This window comes from Cypionkella psychrotolerans (assembly GCF_001294535.1).
GTDB lineage: Bacteria > Pseudomonadota > Alphaproteobacteria > Rhodobacterales > Rhodobacteraceae > Cypionkella > Cypionkella psychrotolerans.
This window is the reverse complement of the sequence record NZ_LGIC01000041.1, coordinates 40,286-56,104: the sequence shown is the minus strand read 5'-3', so window position 1 is coordinate 56,104 and position 15,819 is coordinate 40,286. Positions and strand designations below refer to the sequence as shown.

The window sequence follows — 15,819 nt, the reverse complement described above, 5'->3', positions numbered from 1 at the left end:
CGAAGAAATACGCCTTTTGCTCAACACCGCCGATCACAACCATCGCCTCGCCAAAATCCGCTTGGGCGTGGCCCGGGGCATGAGCCAGCGGCACAAACATCTCTCGGCTGCGTCGGCCATGTTCGCGGACATAATTCTTCACCGTCGTGTAGCCGCCCTTGAACCCGTGCTCGTCACGCAGCCGCTCAAAAATACGCTTGGCCGTATGCCGTTGCTTGCGGTTCCGACTAAGGTCCTCCTGCAACCACTGGTCGATGAAGCCCGTGAATGCATCCAGCCTGGGCCGCTTTATCGCCGTTGTCCGCTGATACCCTGGCGGAACCGAAAAACTCATCATCTTCTTCACGCTTGCACGCGAAACACCAAAATGAAGAGCGGCGGCGCGTTCGCTCAGGCCTTCGCGGCGCGCAAGGCGCACCTTTCTATAAAGTTCCACGCTGAAAATCCCCCGCCCTCCCCGTCACCAGAAAGAGCCAAAGTGGCAAAGTTTTACTCTGCCCGCAGCAAGACTATCCCGCCACTTCCGTGGCAAACTTTTGCACTGCCGTTCTCAGATAAATTGTGATCAGTTAGACAGGGCATTCCCGACAGCTTTCTTGCACGTGACAGGGATTGCAGAGTGCCACTTGGCACCAGGACGCATCAGGTGTTCGAGGTCTTGCAACGGGAACCGGCGGTTCCCGATCTGTGCTGGGGCGTCTGGATTTGCGCAAATCCCCCGGCTGCGGGCGCTGCAAAAGCGCCAGTCGGCTATACGCGGGCGCATTTATGTGTCCGCGTATAGCCGACACCATTTGGCCGATCAGCCCCGCCTCAAAAGAGGTCAAGCTGGCGAAGTTTCTCCAGCTTGATGGCTTCGCGGCGCGCGATTTTTGCGGCCTGCAGAGCATCTTTTTGCGCACGTTCTGCTGTAAGTTTTGCGCGATATTCGATCTCCCGACGCTCCGATTCCCGATGTCTCTCAAGAATCTCCTGTGCTTCTGCGAGAGCGGCTTTCTTGGTTTTCCAAAGCCAGCTAACCTCTGCGCAGTCTGCGGCGGAATCCCAAATGACCCAGCCTGATTTATGCCCGATCGGGGCTTTTCTGATTTCAAGCTGCATGGGAATAGCAGTTGCCAAATTTTGGGGGCCGCTTACGCGGCCACCTTCTTTTTTGTTTGGCCCGCGACGGCGGTGATGTAGTCCACCGCTTTCTGTGCATCGGATGCGGCCTTGAAAATCAGCCGCTCGTCGTTCTGCAAGGCTTCCAGCCATCCTGCCAGATAGGATGCTGATTGGTCAAAATCGGGGGCAGGGCCAAGGGTTACGCAAAGCATACAGTTGCCGATTTCTGCCACCAATTCCTCAAAGGCATAGGCGCGGCGGTCGGGTTTGTTGAAACGGTCAAGGCGGCTTGCGTGTCCTGTCCAATGGGTGACTTCATGGGCAAGGGTGGCATAATATCCGCTGGCGCTGTGGAAGGTTGCGATGGGCGGCATATGAATGAAATCGTCCTTGCTGTTGTAGTAGGCGCGCGGGGTATCGGTGCTGGTGATCGTCGCACCTGTTGCCGCAAAAAACGCATCAAGCGCGGCGTCTCCCTCGGTGCCCAGGTCGCAGGGGGCTTCAGGCGGTTTGCCGTAAAACTCTGCGGGCAAGCCGTCGATCTGATCGGCATTGAACACCCGGTAAGCCCTGGCATAGGCAAAGCGCTTTTCTTCACCGCTCTCGCGGTCTTCGCGCTCGACGGTGCCGTATTTCACAATGGTGGCGGATTTCTCGCCCTTGCGGACTTGGCCACCCAATTCCTGGGCCTGTTTGTAGGTAAACCATTGGGGGGAAACATAGCCTTTTTCGCTGGCCTCAATCCACAACATCAAAACATTGATCCCGCGGTAGGCTTCGCCGTTGGATCGCAGGGGAATGCTGACGCCGCCTGTGCCGCCCGTCCAAGGCTTGCGCCACGGTGCGGTGCCCGACTGCATCGCAGAAACGATTGCTGCGGTGACGTGGGAATATACATTGAATTTGTCGTCGGCCATTTGTGGCGCTCCATCGCTTTGCCCTAAACTCGGGCGGGTTTTTGACTTGAGCGGCGCTCTTGCGCGCCTCTCATGTGAAAACCTGCCCCCCCGGCGAGGGGCTGGAGGGGGGCCTGCGCAACTTCAAACTCCAGATCGAAGGGGAGGGGGATCACCCACCTGCACAAAGCCGAAGGCAGAGGAAGGCGGGGACACCCCTTCGGTCGCCAGAGTTTGTGGTTGCGCGGGGGAACCGGCGGTTCCCGATCTTACTTTGCAACGTTTCAGCCTGCACAACGCCGCTCTGATCGGGGGCGTTTGGCTTGTCCAAATCCCCCTGATGATGTGGCTCAAGTTCAACATGACCGCGCGAAGGATCGTAACCCGAATGGGCCGAGACAGCCTTTGGCTGGCTCGGTGCCGCATGCGGCATTGAGCCAGCTCCGAAGGACGCGCCCTAAAGCTTGTTGCTTTGCGGATACGGGACGAAGGGAAGGATCAATATAGACAATCGGCGCTGATTGAGTATATACTGTATATACGGAGGTTTATATACGGGTGTGCAATGCCGCTGTTTGTGAGAGACGAGAAGATTGACCTGCTGATGCTGAGACTGGAGAAAAGACTGGGCTTAAACAAGACGGATGTCGTGCGACGGGCTCTAAATTTACTCGACACACAATCCGCAGTAGTTGTGAGCCTGGCAGAACAAGTTGCGCTGTTGCAAACCCGCGCCCGTAGCGAAGGACTGTCTGGACGGCCCTTTGACGATAAGGAACTTATGGATGATCTGAGCGGGGGTATCTGATGTTTGTGGATGCTTCTGCATTAGTGGCGATCATTAAGGGTGAACCTGAAGCCTTGGGCTTTCTGGGACAAATAGAACGTGCGAAGGCTGAAGGAAAAGTTTGGGTTTCGCCCGTCGTGCGCTTTGAAGCTGTGGTGTCGCTTGCGGCTCAACGCGCGCGGGACGCAGGCCGCACGGTTCTGAATGATGAGGACAAGAAATTGTCCGAAGATTGGGTGCGAGAACTGATTGAAGCGATAGGCGGCAAGGACATTATGATTTCGGAAAGCATTGGGACTGGCGCGCGTATGGCGTCGATGGCCTATGGCAAGCTGACCGGGCATCCGGCGCGGCTCAACATGGGCGACTGCTTCGCCTATGCCTGTGCGAAAGGCTATCACACGCCCTTGCTCTACAAGGGTGATGATTTTGCCGCGACAGATCTGGGATGAAGACCGGAGCGATGATCGTAGCACTGGTGCTGGCCTCGGGGTCAGCACTGGCGCAAGCGCCCGAACTTGTCGGCCGTGCCTCGGTTATAGACGGGGACACGATAGAGATTCACGGCGAGAGGATCAGGCTGTTTGGCATTGATGCGATTGAAGCACATCAGACCTGCACCTTGCCCACGGGTGCCAAGTGGCGCTGCGGCGGCGATGCGGCTGAGGCGCTGGCGGTGCATCTGGCACAGAAGCCGACGAGCTGCGCAGTGCGTGGAACGGACCGATATAAGAGGTCCGTTGCGGTCTGTCGGACAGCGGAGGGCGACGTGAACGACTGGCTGGTGCGCAATGGCTGGGCGATGGCATATCGGGCGTACTCGACCGATTATGTCGCGGCGGAAGCCGAAGCAAGCCGCGCGGGCCTCGGCATTTGGGCCGCGCAGTTTGAAGCGCCCTGGCAGTGGCGGAAGGCGCAAAGAGTCTCAAAGTGAGACGGTTTGCGCATCGTTGGGAAGGGAGTAGGGGCGGCTTTGTGCCGCCCCTCTGTCTTACTGCTGGTCGTCCTGGCGTTCGGCCTTCTTGGCCAGACGGTCGAACTGGTCGCAAGCGAAAGTGACGCCGTAGATGGTTTCGCCGTTCTTGTCGTAGCTGGTTTCCCGTGCGGTGCCGCGCGCATGAACCAGATCCCCGGGGCCGACATTTTCTTTGACCCACTTGATGGTGGCTTCGTTGAAGATCGTGACGGTGTTCCAGAAGGGGTTGGACTCGAAATCGCCGCGGTCGTTGCGCTTGCCGTACTCGGCGGCAAGGCTGACTTTCAAGATCGAACCGATTGCAGTGATTTTGCCGACGCGAGCGATTGCATTGAACTCGAAGTGGGTGCGCATTTGGTAGTTTCCTTTGTTTGAGTGTTTCGATGAAAACGGGCAGGGCCAGTTGGTGATGCGATCAAGCTGAAAAACGGAAGGTTCGCGCTCGCGTGAAAGCCGTTTTTCTGCTTGAAGGCGGCTCTTGGCCGCTGGTCGCTGAAGAACCGACTGAGCCAGGTTCCGTTATTGAAACACGCAAAGGAAACGCCTCGCGCGCGCCCACAGCTTTGTCCCAAATCGTCCGTATTGGCTTCATGCTACGGTATTCGAGATAGTCAATTGTGCTGTCACGGCACCTTGCGTATGGACCGGGGCAGGTTCGAGGCGGCCGGTGGAATGGAACTACGACCTGCGGAAGGCGACCATTGGGGATCAAAGATTGTCGGGCTATGGCGATCTGGTTCTTGTGCGACGGTGCGGAGGAAACCCTACGATAAAGAGAATTTGCGAAAGTATCCGGGGCGTCACAGAGCCGAACATTTCGATCTGACCAAGAAGCCTGAATTGCAGAGTGACAGACCCAAAACAGAGGCGCTGGGGGAAAGCTGCCGGTTACCACGCAGGACTTCCGCCATGGCCAGAGCGCTTCAAATAGCGCGGTGAGTGAACGGTTCATACAGCGCCTAAGTTTGTATCAAAACATATGTATTGAGGATTCTTTATATCTTTGCAACTTTAAAACCGTGTAAGCGGCCCCGGCGCGGGCAGCGCCGGTCGTGCCTGATTTGGGGCCCTTTTGCCCCAAGTCTGGCGGGACACCCTGAACAGCTCGGCTGCCTTTGGGAAAGAAAAAACCCCGCACAGTGCGGGGCATTATCTGGCGCCAATCGTGGGTTTGGCCTGATCCCTATGCTGGATCGGACTCTAGCTCTGGGTGGCTCTATTCCGCTGCGTGAAGCGTGGGAATAGCTGACACATCAACAGCGCGCTCTGCCTGCCATGCGTCGAAAGCCCCTTGCATCCGAACCCACGCCAGCGAGCCGCCGCCGAACATCTTGGCAAGTCGAACCGCTACGTCGGGGCTGACGGGCTTGCGCTCTGCCATGATTTCATAAAGATGCTGGCGCGAGATGCCCAACATTCGGGCAATCTCGGCCTTCGGCTTTTTCGTGGCCGGGATGATATCCTCACGCAACAAAGCTCCGGGGTGTGAGGGGCAACGATCTGGATTGCGGGTCATATTCGTCTCCTTAATGATATTGCTCAAAGTCGATCACATAGGCATCTTCATCAATAAACTCGAAGGTGATGCACCAAGGACCGTTGACGTGAACGGTGAAGCGGGTTGGGTTGAAGCCCTTAAGGGCGTGAAAGTTAAATCCCGGCAGGTTCATATCCTCGGCGGTTTCTGCGGCATCAAGACGATCCAGCCGCAGCAATATTCGCTGATGAAGGCGGGCGTCGATCTTTGACCTTCCCGTTTCCCACAATGCTTTGAGTTGTTTGTTGGCGAATGTCTTTATCATAGGTTACTGTAACTGAACAGATTACATATGTAAACAGATAGGTGACGCGACAAGAAAGAAGCCGCCCCCAAAGGGAAGGCAGTTTGACCTCACCACGAGGAGTAAACACGGGGCCGGTTAGAGTTTGAGCGACAAAGAGAATTGACTGAGCCAACTCGGGCCGTGGCTGTTGCGCAGGCCATGCATGGTAGGATCGGCGGCGCGCGTCCAGAGATCGGAAAGCCAGGCCTTCCAATTCCGGCCATTCTGCTTTGCTAAATGCGCAAGCGCCTCAAGCTGTTCGGCAGTGACCGGGGGATATTGTGTCATAGCATATCACCTCGGGGCAGGGGGTGAAGGGCGACAAGCGCCACCCCTCTGCTTTGCGTTAGAGGCAATCCGGCACCCATTGGCCGATGCGCGCGATCTGCTCCGGGGTAAGGGCGTAAAGCGTTTGGGTAGTGCTGTCGCTGAACAGCCGCTCCATCGTCGCCGCCTTCTCGGATTTCTTCATCTTGGCAAAGGCTTTTACACGGGCGTCGCTCGCCTCGGAAGAAAGAAGATCGGCAAGCAATGCGTCCAGATAGCCACCAGACACGCGGCCAAAGAAGTTCGCGGCGGTCGGGGTCCAGACGGTGCGAATTGATGCGCCTGCCTCTTCCTCGACGTGATCAAAGAGGTTTGACTGTCTGGAACAGGTGCTGAAACCATAGTTCAGACCGCGCGCCAAAGCTTCGGTGATTGCCGCATTCCGCGCCTTCTTGCCCTGACCCTGAAACCCGACAAACGCCTCCGCCTGATCCTGCACCATATTGTGCGGCTTCGGGTCGGTCAGGCGGGCATCCACCGCAAAGCCCTCCTCAACGCTCGGCGTGTTGGTCGGGTTGCCAAGGCGCATATCGAAGATTGCAGCATAGGCACCGCTGGCCGATGAGAGCGCGAAAGCCATCAGATCCAACACCAGTTCGGGCTTAGCCAGCAAAGCTTTCTGCAAAGCGGCAAGGCGCATGGCGTGAATATCTGCTACCAAAGCCGCAGAGTAGGGGGATTTCGGAGTGGCTTCACCGGAAATAGCGCCCGCGCTGCTGTGGCGGTCGGCTGCAATCACGCCCGCTTCAACAGCCTCGGCGCGATCTTCTGGGCGAACAAAGCCCATTTCAAATTGCAGCTCGCCATCGCGCCCGACAAATGCAAACCCACCTGCCGCTCCGCGTTGCTCCGGGCTGAACACTGGCGCGCGCTTCGCGTCAAAGGCGTCCAGCTTGGCGTGGCCTTCTTCGTCTAGCGCGTCGGCGTTGGCAAGTTCGCACAAGGCATCGTATTCCTCGGCTTCATCCTCCGACAAATCCGGCTCTTGCGGATAAAGCCGGGTGAGTTTGTCTTTCTCGGACCAGTCCACATAATTCTCGAGACGCGACTCCGCCCATTTCCAGCCTTGGCCCATCAAGCCCCGTGCCACTTCTGCCAGCTTGCGCGCAAAAATGTCGGTTAACAGCCCTGCATCGTCAAACAGCACATCGTTGCTAAACAGGTCGCGGGTGATGCGCCCGCCCTCGGTCTCATAAGCTTCGATCCCGACGAATTGTGCGCGGCGGTCGGTGTGGCGGATTGAGGCTCCTTGCAGCAAGCGGCGGAGTTCATGCTCGGCCATATCGCGGCCCTTCGCCGTTTCCAGCACCTCAAGCGCAAGGTCTTCATCGTTGCAGGTCGTGAAGATCGCGGCATGGCCCAAGGTGATCTGGCCCGCCCTCAAGGCGTCCAGCACGGCGGCGGGAAGGGCCGCGAGTTTCAAGCGGCGGCGAACATGCGCCTCGGTGACAGCAAAGGCAGATGCGATGGCGGTGATGCTGGCCCCGGTGGCCTCCATCCGGCCATAGGCGCGGATTTCATCGGCAGGGTGCAGGTCTTTGCGGGCGGTGTTCTCGACCAAAGCCCATTCGCGGGCCGTGGCTTCATCGTCGGTCACTTTGACAGGCACGATCCCCAAGAGCGCGTGGGTCTGCACGGCCAGTTGCAGTGCCATGAAGCGCCGACCGCCTGCCACAATACCAACGCGGCCTTCTGCATCGCGCAAGCCTGAAAGGTTTTGCAGCATTCCGCAGGCAATAAGGCTGCCAGCAAGTTCAAGGATTTCGTCGTCGGAATGGCTCTGACGCGGGTTCAGCGGCGACAGATAGAGGCTTTCCAGCGGATAATATTCGATCGGATCTGCTGCAACGGCGGCGGTGGTGTTCATCATGTTCATAATCGTCTCCAGTGTGGTGATATGGGACGCCGCTGTTTCACGGCGATATGTGGGGGGCGGCCCCTTCAGCGGGGGCCGGGGTGGTTGTCAGTATTCAGAGGGCAGCAAGAGCGTCATTACGCGGGTGGTTTTGGTCAGATCGCTCGGGGCTTCGGACCCAAATTCAAGGTTCCGATCATAGAGGTCGATCTTCCAGTAAACGCGGGTTGGCTTGCCTTCGTGGGGGATGGTGACAATTCCAAAATTGCGGCAACCATATGGGTCGTTGTCAGCGGTGAAATCGGAAAACTGCATCACCGCAACCATGAGGCTTTGCATAAATTCGAAACCCAAAGCTGCAACGCCGGGGGTGCCAAGGATGCGACCGGGGATTGTGAAATCAGCGTTCCAAACCGCACGGAACCGATCATTCTGTTCGGCAATCGTCACGGTTTCTTGGCTCGGGAAATCCCGCGCGCCACCTTTTGCGCCGCAATCCGGGCAAATGCTCGGTTGGCACAAAGCCTCCTGCGGCTTGCCACAAGCCTTGCAGATGTAGGCAAGGGGTTGGTCATCAAGCATAGTTTACACTCCGTCTTCGTGATGAAGCGGTTCGGGGTCTGTTGCCCTTCATCCGCCTTGGGCGGCACTTCCTGTTCTGTCTTTCGGGAACTGCACATTTCCCGGAGGACAGAGCAGGGAGGGCAACGCCCTGCCTGCGGCCCTGGCCGCGACTGTCAACGGTCGGAGGCGGGGAGGTGGTGCGGCCCGCAGCCCACATGGGCGAGGACACGGCTCCCCACTGGAGACGACGCGCTTTGCGCGGCGCTTGCCGATTGACCGGCGCGGGCAGGGATGTCAGGCGGATCGTGAGAGCAGAAAAAAACCGTCGGCGTTGGGGTGAGCCGTGCTTTGCACGGTCGATCCCCAGCGCTGGCCTTTGAGATCAGGGCTGGGGCGTTTGGCTCTGCCAAATCCCCCGGCCGGACCGCGCGCCCTCGCGTGGGCTGCGATGTTCCTTCTTGTCTGCCCCAGAGTTTTTCAGCCTGAAGGTTTTGCTTGAAGGGCCTGAGGGCTTAGAGCTGAACGCGCTGATTCACATTGCGAAGGTAAGTGAAATGCTTCGTGGTAAACTCTGGGGTAAGCCGCTTTGCGGCCCCCGGCGCGGGTAGCGCCGCGCCCCGCTGCTGCGGCCTCGCGGGCCGAGGCCGCGGGGCGAACCTTTGCTGAGAGGCGTGGCGAAGGGGCCGGTTGCCTCGCCACGCTTTCCGTCAAACGCCCCGATCTAGCGCCGCAACCAAATCTTCGCGGATTGCGGCAAGTGGGTGATTGTCAAAATCGTCGCTTTTAAACTCGTCCGGCTCGTCATAGCCGGGGATTTCATCGTGGATCTTGCTTGTCAGAATATCGGCCAAGGCGGGCAGGCTGGTTTCGGCGGTGCAATAATCCGAGGCTTGGAACGACACACTTTTGCCGGTCATGGCGATGATCTGAACTAACGCCGTGCCAGCAGAATGTTCGTCGGTGCTATCGTGGATCAACCTCCATTCCAAACCTGAGCGGCCATAGATCGACCAGATTTCAGCGCCGCAGATCGTGGTCTTTTCCATGTGTTCACCGTAAAAATCATGTTCGGTACGCACGGGGCAAAGGGCGAAAGCCTCAAATTCGGCAAGATGATCTTCGCTGCCCGACTGGGCATTATAGAGCGGAAACGGCGCTGTGGCCTCTCGATGTTTGCGCGCGGTGCGGATCATCAGTATTTTGCACTCCCGGCCCGCAAGAACGGCGAGGCGCGCATATTCATCGCGCACCACAGCATTCAAAACTTCGGTTGCTTTTGCGGTGGTGATCATTGGTCAAGCCCTCCGCGCGGCTTCAAAGGTTAGCAGGTGCGCCATCGCCGCTGCGTGGGGCGGGCGGTAGTGCTGTCCAGTTGACGGCACGGGCGGCTTCGGTTCCGGTGGCTTTGCAAGCCGCGCAATAGCAAACTGCAAAACCTGATGCGGTTTCGGCACTGTAGCGGGCGGGTTCGCCGCACTCATGCCCCATGCTGCCGGGTTCGGAATTTGTGCATGACGGCCATTTCTGATCGGTGCCGGACAAATACCGACTGTATTTCGTCGGAAAGCCGTAGGGAAAGCTGGTCATGGCTTCAACCTCACGCGCTTGCCAAAAGGCGGCCAATTTGGCCTGCGACAAGGGGGTGATGCCGGATATGGCTCGGTGACATATGCGGCGGAAACAACGTCGCCTCACCGTTGTCGGAACATACAAAAATCCAGCCACCTGTGCTGTGGATGCGGCGATAGTCCCGCGCCTCTTGATCATTGTCGAAATGATGGAAGGTAACGCGGCTGCTCCGCACAATCCGGCCATCGGTGATATAGGCTTGCGGGTTGGCCTCAATCCCGCTGCACTCTGCCTCGGTGTGGCCATGCATCAAAGCTTTGGCCCGCATCCCGGCAAGATTGGCCGGCAGAATTGCGTGACCTTGGGTCAGTGCGACTGCGAAGGTGTAGAGGTGGGTTTCAAAGTGCTTTGCCATTTAGGGCGCTCCGTCTTTGTGGTGGCGCGGGTCGGGATCTTTTGCCCTTCATCCGCCTTGGGCGGCACTTCCTGTTCTGTCTTTCGGGAAATGCACATTTCCCGGAGGACAGAGCAGGGAGGGCTACGCCCTGCCTGCGGCGCTGGCGGCGACTGTCATCGGTCGGAGGCGGAGAGGTGGCGCGGGCAGGCGCGCAAGCGACAACACGGCTCCCCGCTGGAGACGACGCGCTTCGCGCGGCGCTTGCCGATTGACTGGCGCGGACAGGGATGTCAGGCGGATCATGAGACCAGAATAAACCGTCGGTGCTGGGGTGAGCTGGGCTTTGCCCGGTCGATCCCCGGTGACGGCATTTGAGATCAGGGCTGGGGCGTTTGGCTTTGCCAAATCCCCCGGCCGGACCGCGCGCGCCCCGCGCGGGCTACTATGTTCTTTCTTTTCAAGGCTGTTCGGAATTATTCGACCACGGCCAGATCAACCTTCAATAAGGGGCATGTCGTCGAGCGGCGAGACGGCTTGTCTTTCGATCATCCGATGCACCACCTTCCTGCTGGGTGGCTGGAATGAACAGCCGGGCGATTGCTTTTGCTACCGCGATAGTTGCCTGCCAGCCGTCATTCGCATTTGCGGAGCGCTGGCCTCCGCTGGGTGGCACTGGAAACAGCGAACTCGATCTCGACTCTGTCGACAATAACGGACCACCTTCGGCTTGGATCAGGACATCTGGGCAGACTGCGCAGGGGGTTCTTACGACCTATATCAATATTGTCGCCTATTGTGCCGGGACTATCTATACATTCGAGGTGGGGAAATTGCGACGAGTTGGTCCTCTATGGTCGCCCCCATGCCTGATATGCTCAATGCTGACCGCGTGGTCGCGATACCCGTGCCGAACGCCGCGTTGAACAATGCGTTCTATTTCCTGTGTAAGAGGCGATAGTGGCCTGCGGGAAGACCGCGCCAAACTCGGCCGCTAGGAGTGTTTGTCTGCGAAAAATTGACGTTATCTGGACCATAGTCCTTCCTAAATGTCATCGAATAATGCGATTTTCTCTTCGTCGGAGATTTGCAGAGGGTTCACTTCCTACTCGGGTTACTCTCGACGGAAATTAGCGGAGGATAGACAGTGTTTTTCAGCGCCGTCGTATAGCCGCGCTACCAAATGGCCGTCGCCAACATCGACCATCACCAACCGCGCTGGACCTTGGCCCAAAGTATGCACCGGACTGGGTACGTCGCCTGCCAACCGAGGTGATGCCGCGCGGATGTGGCTGGGGTCTGGCACCGGAACCGCCTCGATCAAGCGCTGGGTGTAGGCATGTTGCGGGTTGCCGAACACCTGCGCGCGGCTGCCGGTCTCCACGATCTGGCCCAAATACATCACCGCCACACGGTCCGAAATATTCTCAACCACTGCCATATCGTGACTGATGAACAAGAACGCCACGCCATATTCGCGCTGCAAGGTTTGCAACAACTCTAGCACCCGCGCCTGCACCGAGACATCCAAGGCCGACACGGATTCGTCAGCGATGATCAGATCGGGCTGCAACGCCAAGGCACGTGCGATGCAGATGCGCTGGCGCTGCCCGCCCGAAAATTCGTGCGGATAGCGATTAAGCTGATCATCGGTCAGCCCGACGCGCTGCATCAATTCCGATGCGCGGGCGCGTTGCTCGGCTGCGCTGCCAAGGCGGTGGATCACCAAAGGTTCGGCAATCAGAGCGCCCACGGTCATGCGTGGATCTAGCGCTGCCATCGGGTCTTGAAACACGATCTGCACGCGGCGGCGTAGCGCCTTTTGGCCAGCAGCATCCAGATCGGAAAAGCTTTGGCCTGCAATTTCAATCCGGCCCTGATGCGGGGCAAGGCCAACTATCGCCTTGGCAATCGTCGATTTTCCACAACCGGATTCCCCCACCAGTGCAAATGTTTCGCCCCGGCGAATATCAAAGCTGACATGTTCGACAGCATGCACATGCGCTGTGGTCCGGCCCAGAATGCCGCCTTTCAGCGGAAATCGCACCACCACATCGCGAAGTCGCGCAATGGTTTCGCCGGACCTGTCGCGGGGTACATCGCTGGAAACGCGCGAGCCATTGCCCATCCGTGGCACCGCCGCCAACAAATTTTGAGTATAGGGCATTTGCGGTGCCACAAAGATATCACGGGTCGTTGCCGCCTCTACCACCTGCCCGGCTTTCATCACGATCACGCGGTCTGCCATTTCAGCGACCACGCCCATATCATGCGTGATCAGAATGATCGCCGTGCCAAATTCGCGCTGCAAATCGCGCAACAAATCCAAAACCTCACGCTGCACCGTCACATCCAGGGCGGTGGTCGGCTCGTCTGCGATCAGCACTTCGGGGCGCAGGGCAAGCGCCATCGCGATCATCACACGCTGACGCATACCGCCCGACAACTCGTGTGGATATTGCTTAAGCCGTTGTTCGGGCTGCGACAGCCGCACGGCTTGCAGTGCGGCCAATGCTTGCGCGCGGGCTTCGCTGCGGGTTGCATCGCTATGCGCCCGGATCGCCTCTGTCAGTTGCGCGCCAATCGTCAGTACCGGGTTCAGCGAGGTCATCGGTTCCTGAAAGATCATCGCAATGCGGGCACCGCGCAACGATCGCATCTGCGCCTCGGGCAGCTTGGTCAGATCGGTGTCGCCCAGACGGACGCTGCCCGCCGTGATCCGCACCGCAGGCGGCGGCAACAGACCCATGATTGCCAGCGAAGTGATCGACTTGCCAGAGCCGCTTTCGCCTGCAATCGCCAAGGTTTCACCCCGGTGCAACGTGAACGACAGGTTTTCAACCAAAGCACGGTCCCCGTTGCCCGTGCGCACCGATACCGTAAGCCCTTGCACTGACAACACTTCCGGGGCCAATGCGGCCCCGGCATTTGGTAAAGCTGCGCTCATTCAAACACACAACGTGGGAAGTAAAAGCTAACCACCCAGTTCGGCATATCGACAATTTCAGATATCCGCAGATCGCCGCAGGTCGATACAAGCATATAGGCATCAACTGCCGCCATGCCGCGCTGCGCGCACAAATGGTCAATCATCCCCGCCACCGCATCGCGTGAAGCTGCCATCAGATCAGGCCCGATGCCCGTGGTCACCTCATAACCCTTGGCGTCAAGGTGTCGTGTCACCGGGCCGGGGGTGGTAAAGCGCGGGTTTTTCAGATTTGCGCCTTTGACCAGATCCAGCGTCAACACCACATCCATCGGAGATTCGATCGCCGTGCCGCACACCTCGCCATCACCCTGTGCGGCATGCGTGTCGCCGACGCTGAACAACGCGCCCGCGACTTCGACTGGCAGGTAAAGCGTCACCCCCGCATTCAGATCGCGGATATCCAGATTGCCGCCGACCCGGCGCGGTGGGACAACCGAGTGTAGGCCGGGTGCGGCCAAAGCATTGCCGATGGTGCCCGCGAAGGGCTTCAGCGGCACGCGGGCTTCACGCCCGAACAGAGCTGGCCCCATTTGCCCAGGATCATAGGCCCATACGTGCAGGGCGGGGTCGAGGAATTGATCGGCAAGAAGGCCAAAGCCCGGAATATTCGCCGTCCAGCCAAAGCCACGCCCGTCAAAGACGCGCGGGGCAAAGCTTTCGATGGTGACCTTGATCGCGTCACCCGGTTCGGCGCCTTCGACATAGATCGGACCCGAGACCGGGTTGATCTTGCCGAAATCAAGCGCTGTCACATCTGCCAGAGTCGACGACGGGCCAAGCTGGCCCGCCGAGGAATCCTGACAATGGAACAAGATCGTCGAGCCCGGCTCCACCCGTGCGGCAGGGGGATTGGAATTGTCCCAGCCGAAGTGGTATTGCGCGCCGTGGATCGTGTAATTGCAGGCTTTGCACATGTTACTTCACATACACATAGTCAAAGTTGACGGTGGCAATCGGATCGACAAACAACGCATCCGCTCCGCCCATACGGTCTGATTTCATGGTGAAACGCTGGTCGTTATAGACCGGAGCCCATGGCGCATCCTCCATCACCTTCATGTAAATATCCGACCATGCCTTCAGACGATCTGCGGTTTTTGCAGGATCGGACATGCTGTCAGCGGCAACGGCAGCCTTGTCGAGTTCGGGGTTGCAGTATTTCGACCAGTTCCAGCCCCCGGCTTCGGCACCCGCACAGCCTAAGATCGGCCCATAGAAGTTCGACGGATCGGGGAAGTCGGCAACCCATGCCATGCCGCCCGACCAGATCATCGGCGCTGTGCCCGCGCCGCCCGCTTCAATCACATTGGCCTGCGCCAGCGATTGGATGTTGGCCTTGATGCCGATGGCGGCCAGATCCTGCTGGATGGCTTGCGCAATCCGTGGATTCGGGTCGGTGTTCATCGCGTAAAGATCGGTCTCGAACCCGTCCGGATAACCCGCATCGGCCAGCAGTTTCTTGGCACCTTCCGCGTCAAACGGATAACCCGCATAGTCCTTGGTGTAGCCAGGCATTGCAGGCGGCAGCGGTTGCGTGGCAGGCACGGCGCGGTTGTTGACCACCTGCACGATGCGGGTCTTGTTGATCGCCATGTTCACCGCACGCCGCACCTCGACCTTGTCGAACGGGGCGGCGGTGACGTTCATCGTGATATAGCCGGTGTGCAGCACATCGCCCGTCACAACGCGGGCCTTTTGCGCCGGATCACCCATCACTTCGGTGAATTTCGCAGGCGGAATGCCGTCGCCGGGAATGTCGATCTCGCCATTCTGCAAGCGCAGCAGGGCGACGATAGGCTCTTGGCCGAACTCATAGGTGATCTGGTCCAGATAGGGCTCGCCCTTGCGCCAGTAGTCGGTGTTACGCTCGAACACTAGGCTTTGGCCCAGCGTCCATTCCTTCATTTTGAACGCACCGGTGCCGACCGGCATTTTGCCAAAGTCGCCATTCGCGGCCTCGACCGCTTCTTTCGGCACCACGGAAGAGAAGTTGATCGCCATGACATGCAGGAAGGTGGCGTCGGGGCGCGACAGTTCGATCTTCACCGTCAGCGGATCGACCACTGTGACGCCTTCAAGGCTGGTGGCGGTGCCGCCGACCATCGCATCATAGCCCTTGATCGAGCCGAAAAAACCCGAGCCCGGCGATTGCGTCGCTGGCAAAGTTACCCGGTCTAGAGAGTATTTCACATCATCCGCCGTCATCTCGCGGCCATTGTGGAACTTGACGCCTGCGCGCAGGTGGAAGGTGTAGGTCAGGCCATCCTCAGAAATCTCATACTTTTCGGCCAGACCGGGGCGCAAATCGGTGGTGCCGGGCACATAATCCATCAGACCATCGAACAAAGACCGGATCATCGACCAGTTTTGCCAATCATAGCCAATCGCCGGGTCCAGCGTGGCTACGTCATCCTTGTAGGTCATCACGATTGACCCGCCCTGCTTGGCGGCTGGATCGGGAACATAGTCTTGCGCCAGCGTTGGGCCGCAAAGGGCCAGCATCAAAGCCGTGGAGGCGAGCAGTTTTTTCATTTT

The 15,819-nt window shown here is 58.6% G+C and carries 17 protein-coding genes and 1 pseudogene; 3 read left to right on the top strand and 15 right to left on the bottom strand.

Going from position 1 to position 15,819, the window contains the following annotated elements; all coding sequences use genetic code 11:
* The 3 genes and pseudogenes from AKV04_RS09825 to AKV04_RS09815 form a co-directional block, all read right to left on the bottom strand.
* Window positions 1–436: pseudogene (locus AKV04_RS09825) on the bottom strand (IS21 family transposase); the annotation flags it as partial.
* 377 nt (window positions 437–813) lie between these two features.
* Complete coding sequence (locus tag AKV04_RS09820; protein ID WP_054006273.1) at window positions 814–1,101, bottom strand: hypothetical protein; 288 nt, start codon at window positions 1,099–1,101, stop codon at window positions 814–816.
* Between the two features lie 32 nt (window positions 1,102–1,133).
* Complete coding sequence (locus tag AKV04_RS09815; RefSeq protein ID WP_054006272.1) at window positions 1,134–2,021, bottom strand: ArdC family protein; 888 nt, start codon at window positions 2,019–2,021, stop codon at window positions 1,134–1,136.
* A 544-nt stretch (window positions 2,022–2,565) separates the two neighbouring features.
* On the opposite strand from AKV04_RS09815, the gene AKV04_RS09810 reads away from it, so the two are divergent.
* Genes AKV04_RS09810 through AKV04_RS09800 form a run of 3 tightly spaced genes read left to right on the top strand, consistent with a single transcriptional unit; the run spans window position 2,566 to window position 3,721 of the window.
* A complete protein-coding gene (locus tag AKV04_RS09810) occupies window positions 2,566–2,808 on the top strand; it encodes a type II toxin-antitoxin system VapB family antitoxin (RefSeq protein ID WP_156317451.1) in 243 nt (80 codons plus the stop codon).
* Window positions 2,808–3,239: a type II toxin-antitoxin system VapC family toxin gene (locus tag AKV04_RS09805; protein WP_054006270.1), complete on the top strand. Its 432-nt coding sequence runs from the start codon at window positions 2,808–2,810 to the stop codon at window positions 3,237–3,239. Before AKV04_RS09810 ends, AKV04_RS09805 begins: the two co-directional genes overlap by 1 nt.
* Window positions 3,236–3,721, top strand: a complete 486-nt coding sequence (locus AKV04_RS09800) for a thermonuclease family protein (RefSeq protein WP_054006269.1) — start codon at window positions 3,236–3,238, stop codon at window positions 3,719–3,721. Before AKV04_RS09805 ends, AKV04_RS09800 begins: the two co-directional genes overlap by 4 nt.
* A gap of 57 nt (window positions 3,722–3,778) precedes the next feature.
* Here AKV04_RS09800 and AKV04_RS09795 read toward each other — a convergent pair whose 3' ends face one another.
* The 12 genes from AKV04_RS09795 to AKV04_RS09740 all read right to left on the bottom strand — a co-directional run bounded on the left by AKV04_RS09795 (window position 3,779) and on the right by AKV04_RS09740 (window position 15,816).
* On the bottom strand, window positions 3,779–4,117 hold the full coding sequence (locus AKV04_RS09795; RefSeq protein ID WP_054006268.1) for a single-stranded DNA-binding protein: 339 nt from the start codon (window positions 4,115–4,117) through the stop codon (window positions 3,779–3,781).
* A gap of 862 nt (window positions 4,118–4,979) precedes the next feature.
* Entirely contained in the window at window positions 4,980–5,279 is a 300-nt protein-coding gene (locus tag AKV04_RS09790; protein WP_054006267.1) for a HigA family addiction module antitoxin, read from the bottom strand.
* A gap of 10 nt (window positions 5,280–5,289) precedes the next feature.
* Window positions 5,290–5,565, bottom strand: coding sequence for a type II toxin-antitoxin system RelE/ParE family toxin (locus AKV04_RS09785; RefSeq protein ID WP_054006266.1), 276 nt, complete (start codon window positions 5,563–5,565; stop codon window positions 5,290–5,292).
* A 117-nt stretch (window positions 5,566–5,682) separates the two neighbouring features.
* A complete protein-coding gene (locus tag AKV04_RS09780; RefSeq protein WP_054006265.1) occupies window positions 5,683–5,874 on the bottom strand; it encodes a hypothetical protein in 192 nt (63 codons plus the stop codon).
* Between the two features lie 58 nt (window positions 5,875–5,932).
* Window positions 5,933–7,789, bottom strand: a complete 1,857-nt coding sequence (locus AKV04_RS09775; RefSeq protein ID WP_235815591.1) for a ParB/RepB/Spo0J family partition protein — start codon at window positions 7,787–7,789, stop codon at window positions 5,933–5,935.
* A gap of 87 nt (window positions 7,790–7,876) precedes the next feature.
* The gene (locus AKV04_RS09770; protein WP_082351588.1) at window positions 7,877–8,350 is read right to left on the bottom strand and encodes a DUF3768 domain-containing protein; all 474 of its coding nucleotides are present in this window, start codon (window positions 8,348–8,350) and stop codon (window positions 7,877–7,879) included.
* A 689-nt stretch (window positions 8,351–9,039) separates the two neighbouring features.
* The gene (locus tag AKV04_RS09765) at window positions 9,040–9,624 is read right to left on the bottom strand and encodes a hypothetical protein (protein WP_054006264.1); all 585 of its coding nucleotides are present in this window, start codon (window positions 9,622–9,624) and stop codon (window positions 9,040–9,042) included.
* A 22-nt stretch (window positions 9,625–9,646) separates the two neighbouring features.
* Window positions 9,647–9,919 (bottom strand): hypothetical protein, encoded by a 273-nt coding sequence (locus tag AKV04_RS09760; protein ID WP_156317450.1) that lies wholly within the window; start codon window positions 9,917–9,919, stop codon window positions 9,647–9,649.
* Window positions 9,920–9,929: 10 nt separating this feature from the next.
* On the bottom strand, window positions 9,930–10,316 hold the full coding sequence (locus AKV04_RS09755; protein ID WP_054006262.1) for a hypothetical protein: 387 nt from the start codon (window positions 10,314–10,316) through the stop codon (window positions 9,930–9,932).
* A 1,093-nt stretch (window positions 10,317–11,409) separates the two neighbouring features.
* Window positions 11,410–13,242, bottom strand: coding sequence for an ABC transporter ATP-binding protein (locus tag AKV04_RS09750; protein ID WP_054006261.1), 1,833 nt, complete (start codon window positions 13,240–13,242; stop codon window positions 11,410–11,412).
* Window positions 13,239–14,198, bottom strand: coding sequence for an acetamidase/formamidase family protein (locus AKV04_RS09745; protein ID WP_054006260.1), 960 nt, complete (start codon window positions 14,196–14,198; stop codon window positions 13,239–13,241). Before AKV04_RS09745 ends, AKV04_RS09750 begins: the two co-directional genes overlap by 4 nt.
* A 1-nt stretch (window position 14,199) precedes the next feature.
* Window positions 14,200–15,816, bottom strand: a complete 1,617-nt coding sequence (locus AKV04_RS09740) for an ABC transporter substrate-binding protein (protein WP_054006259.1) — start codon at window positions 15,814–15,816, stop codon at window positions 14,200–14,202.
* Window positions 15,817–15,819: the final 3 nt, after the last annotated feature.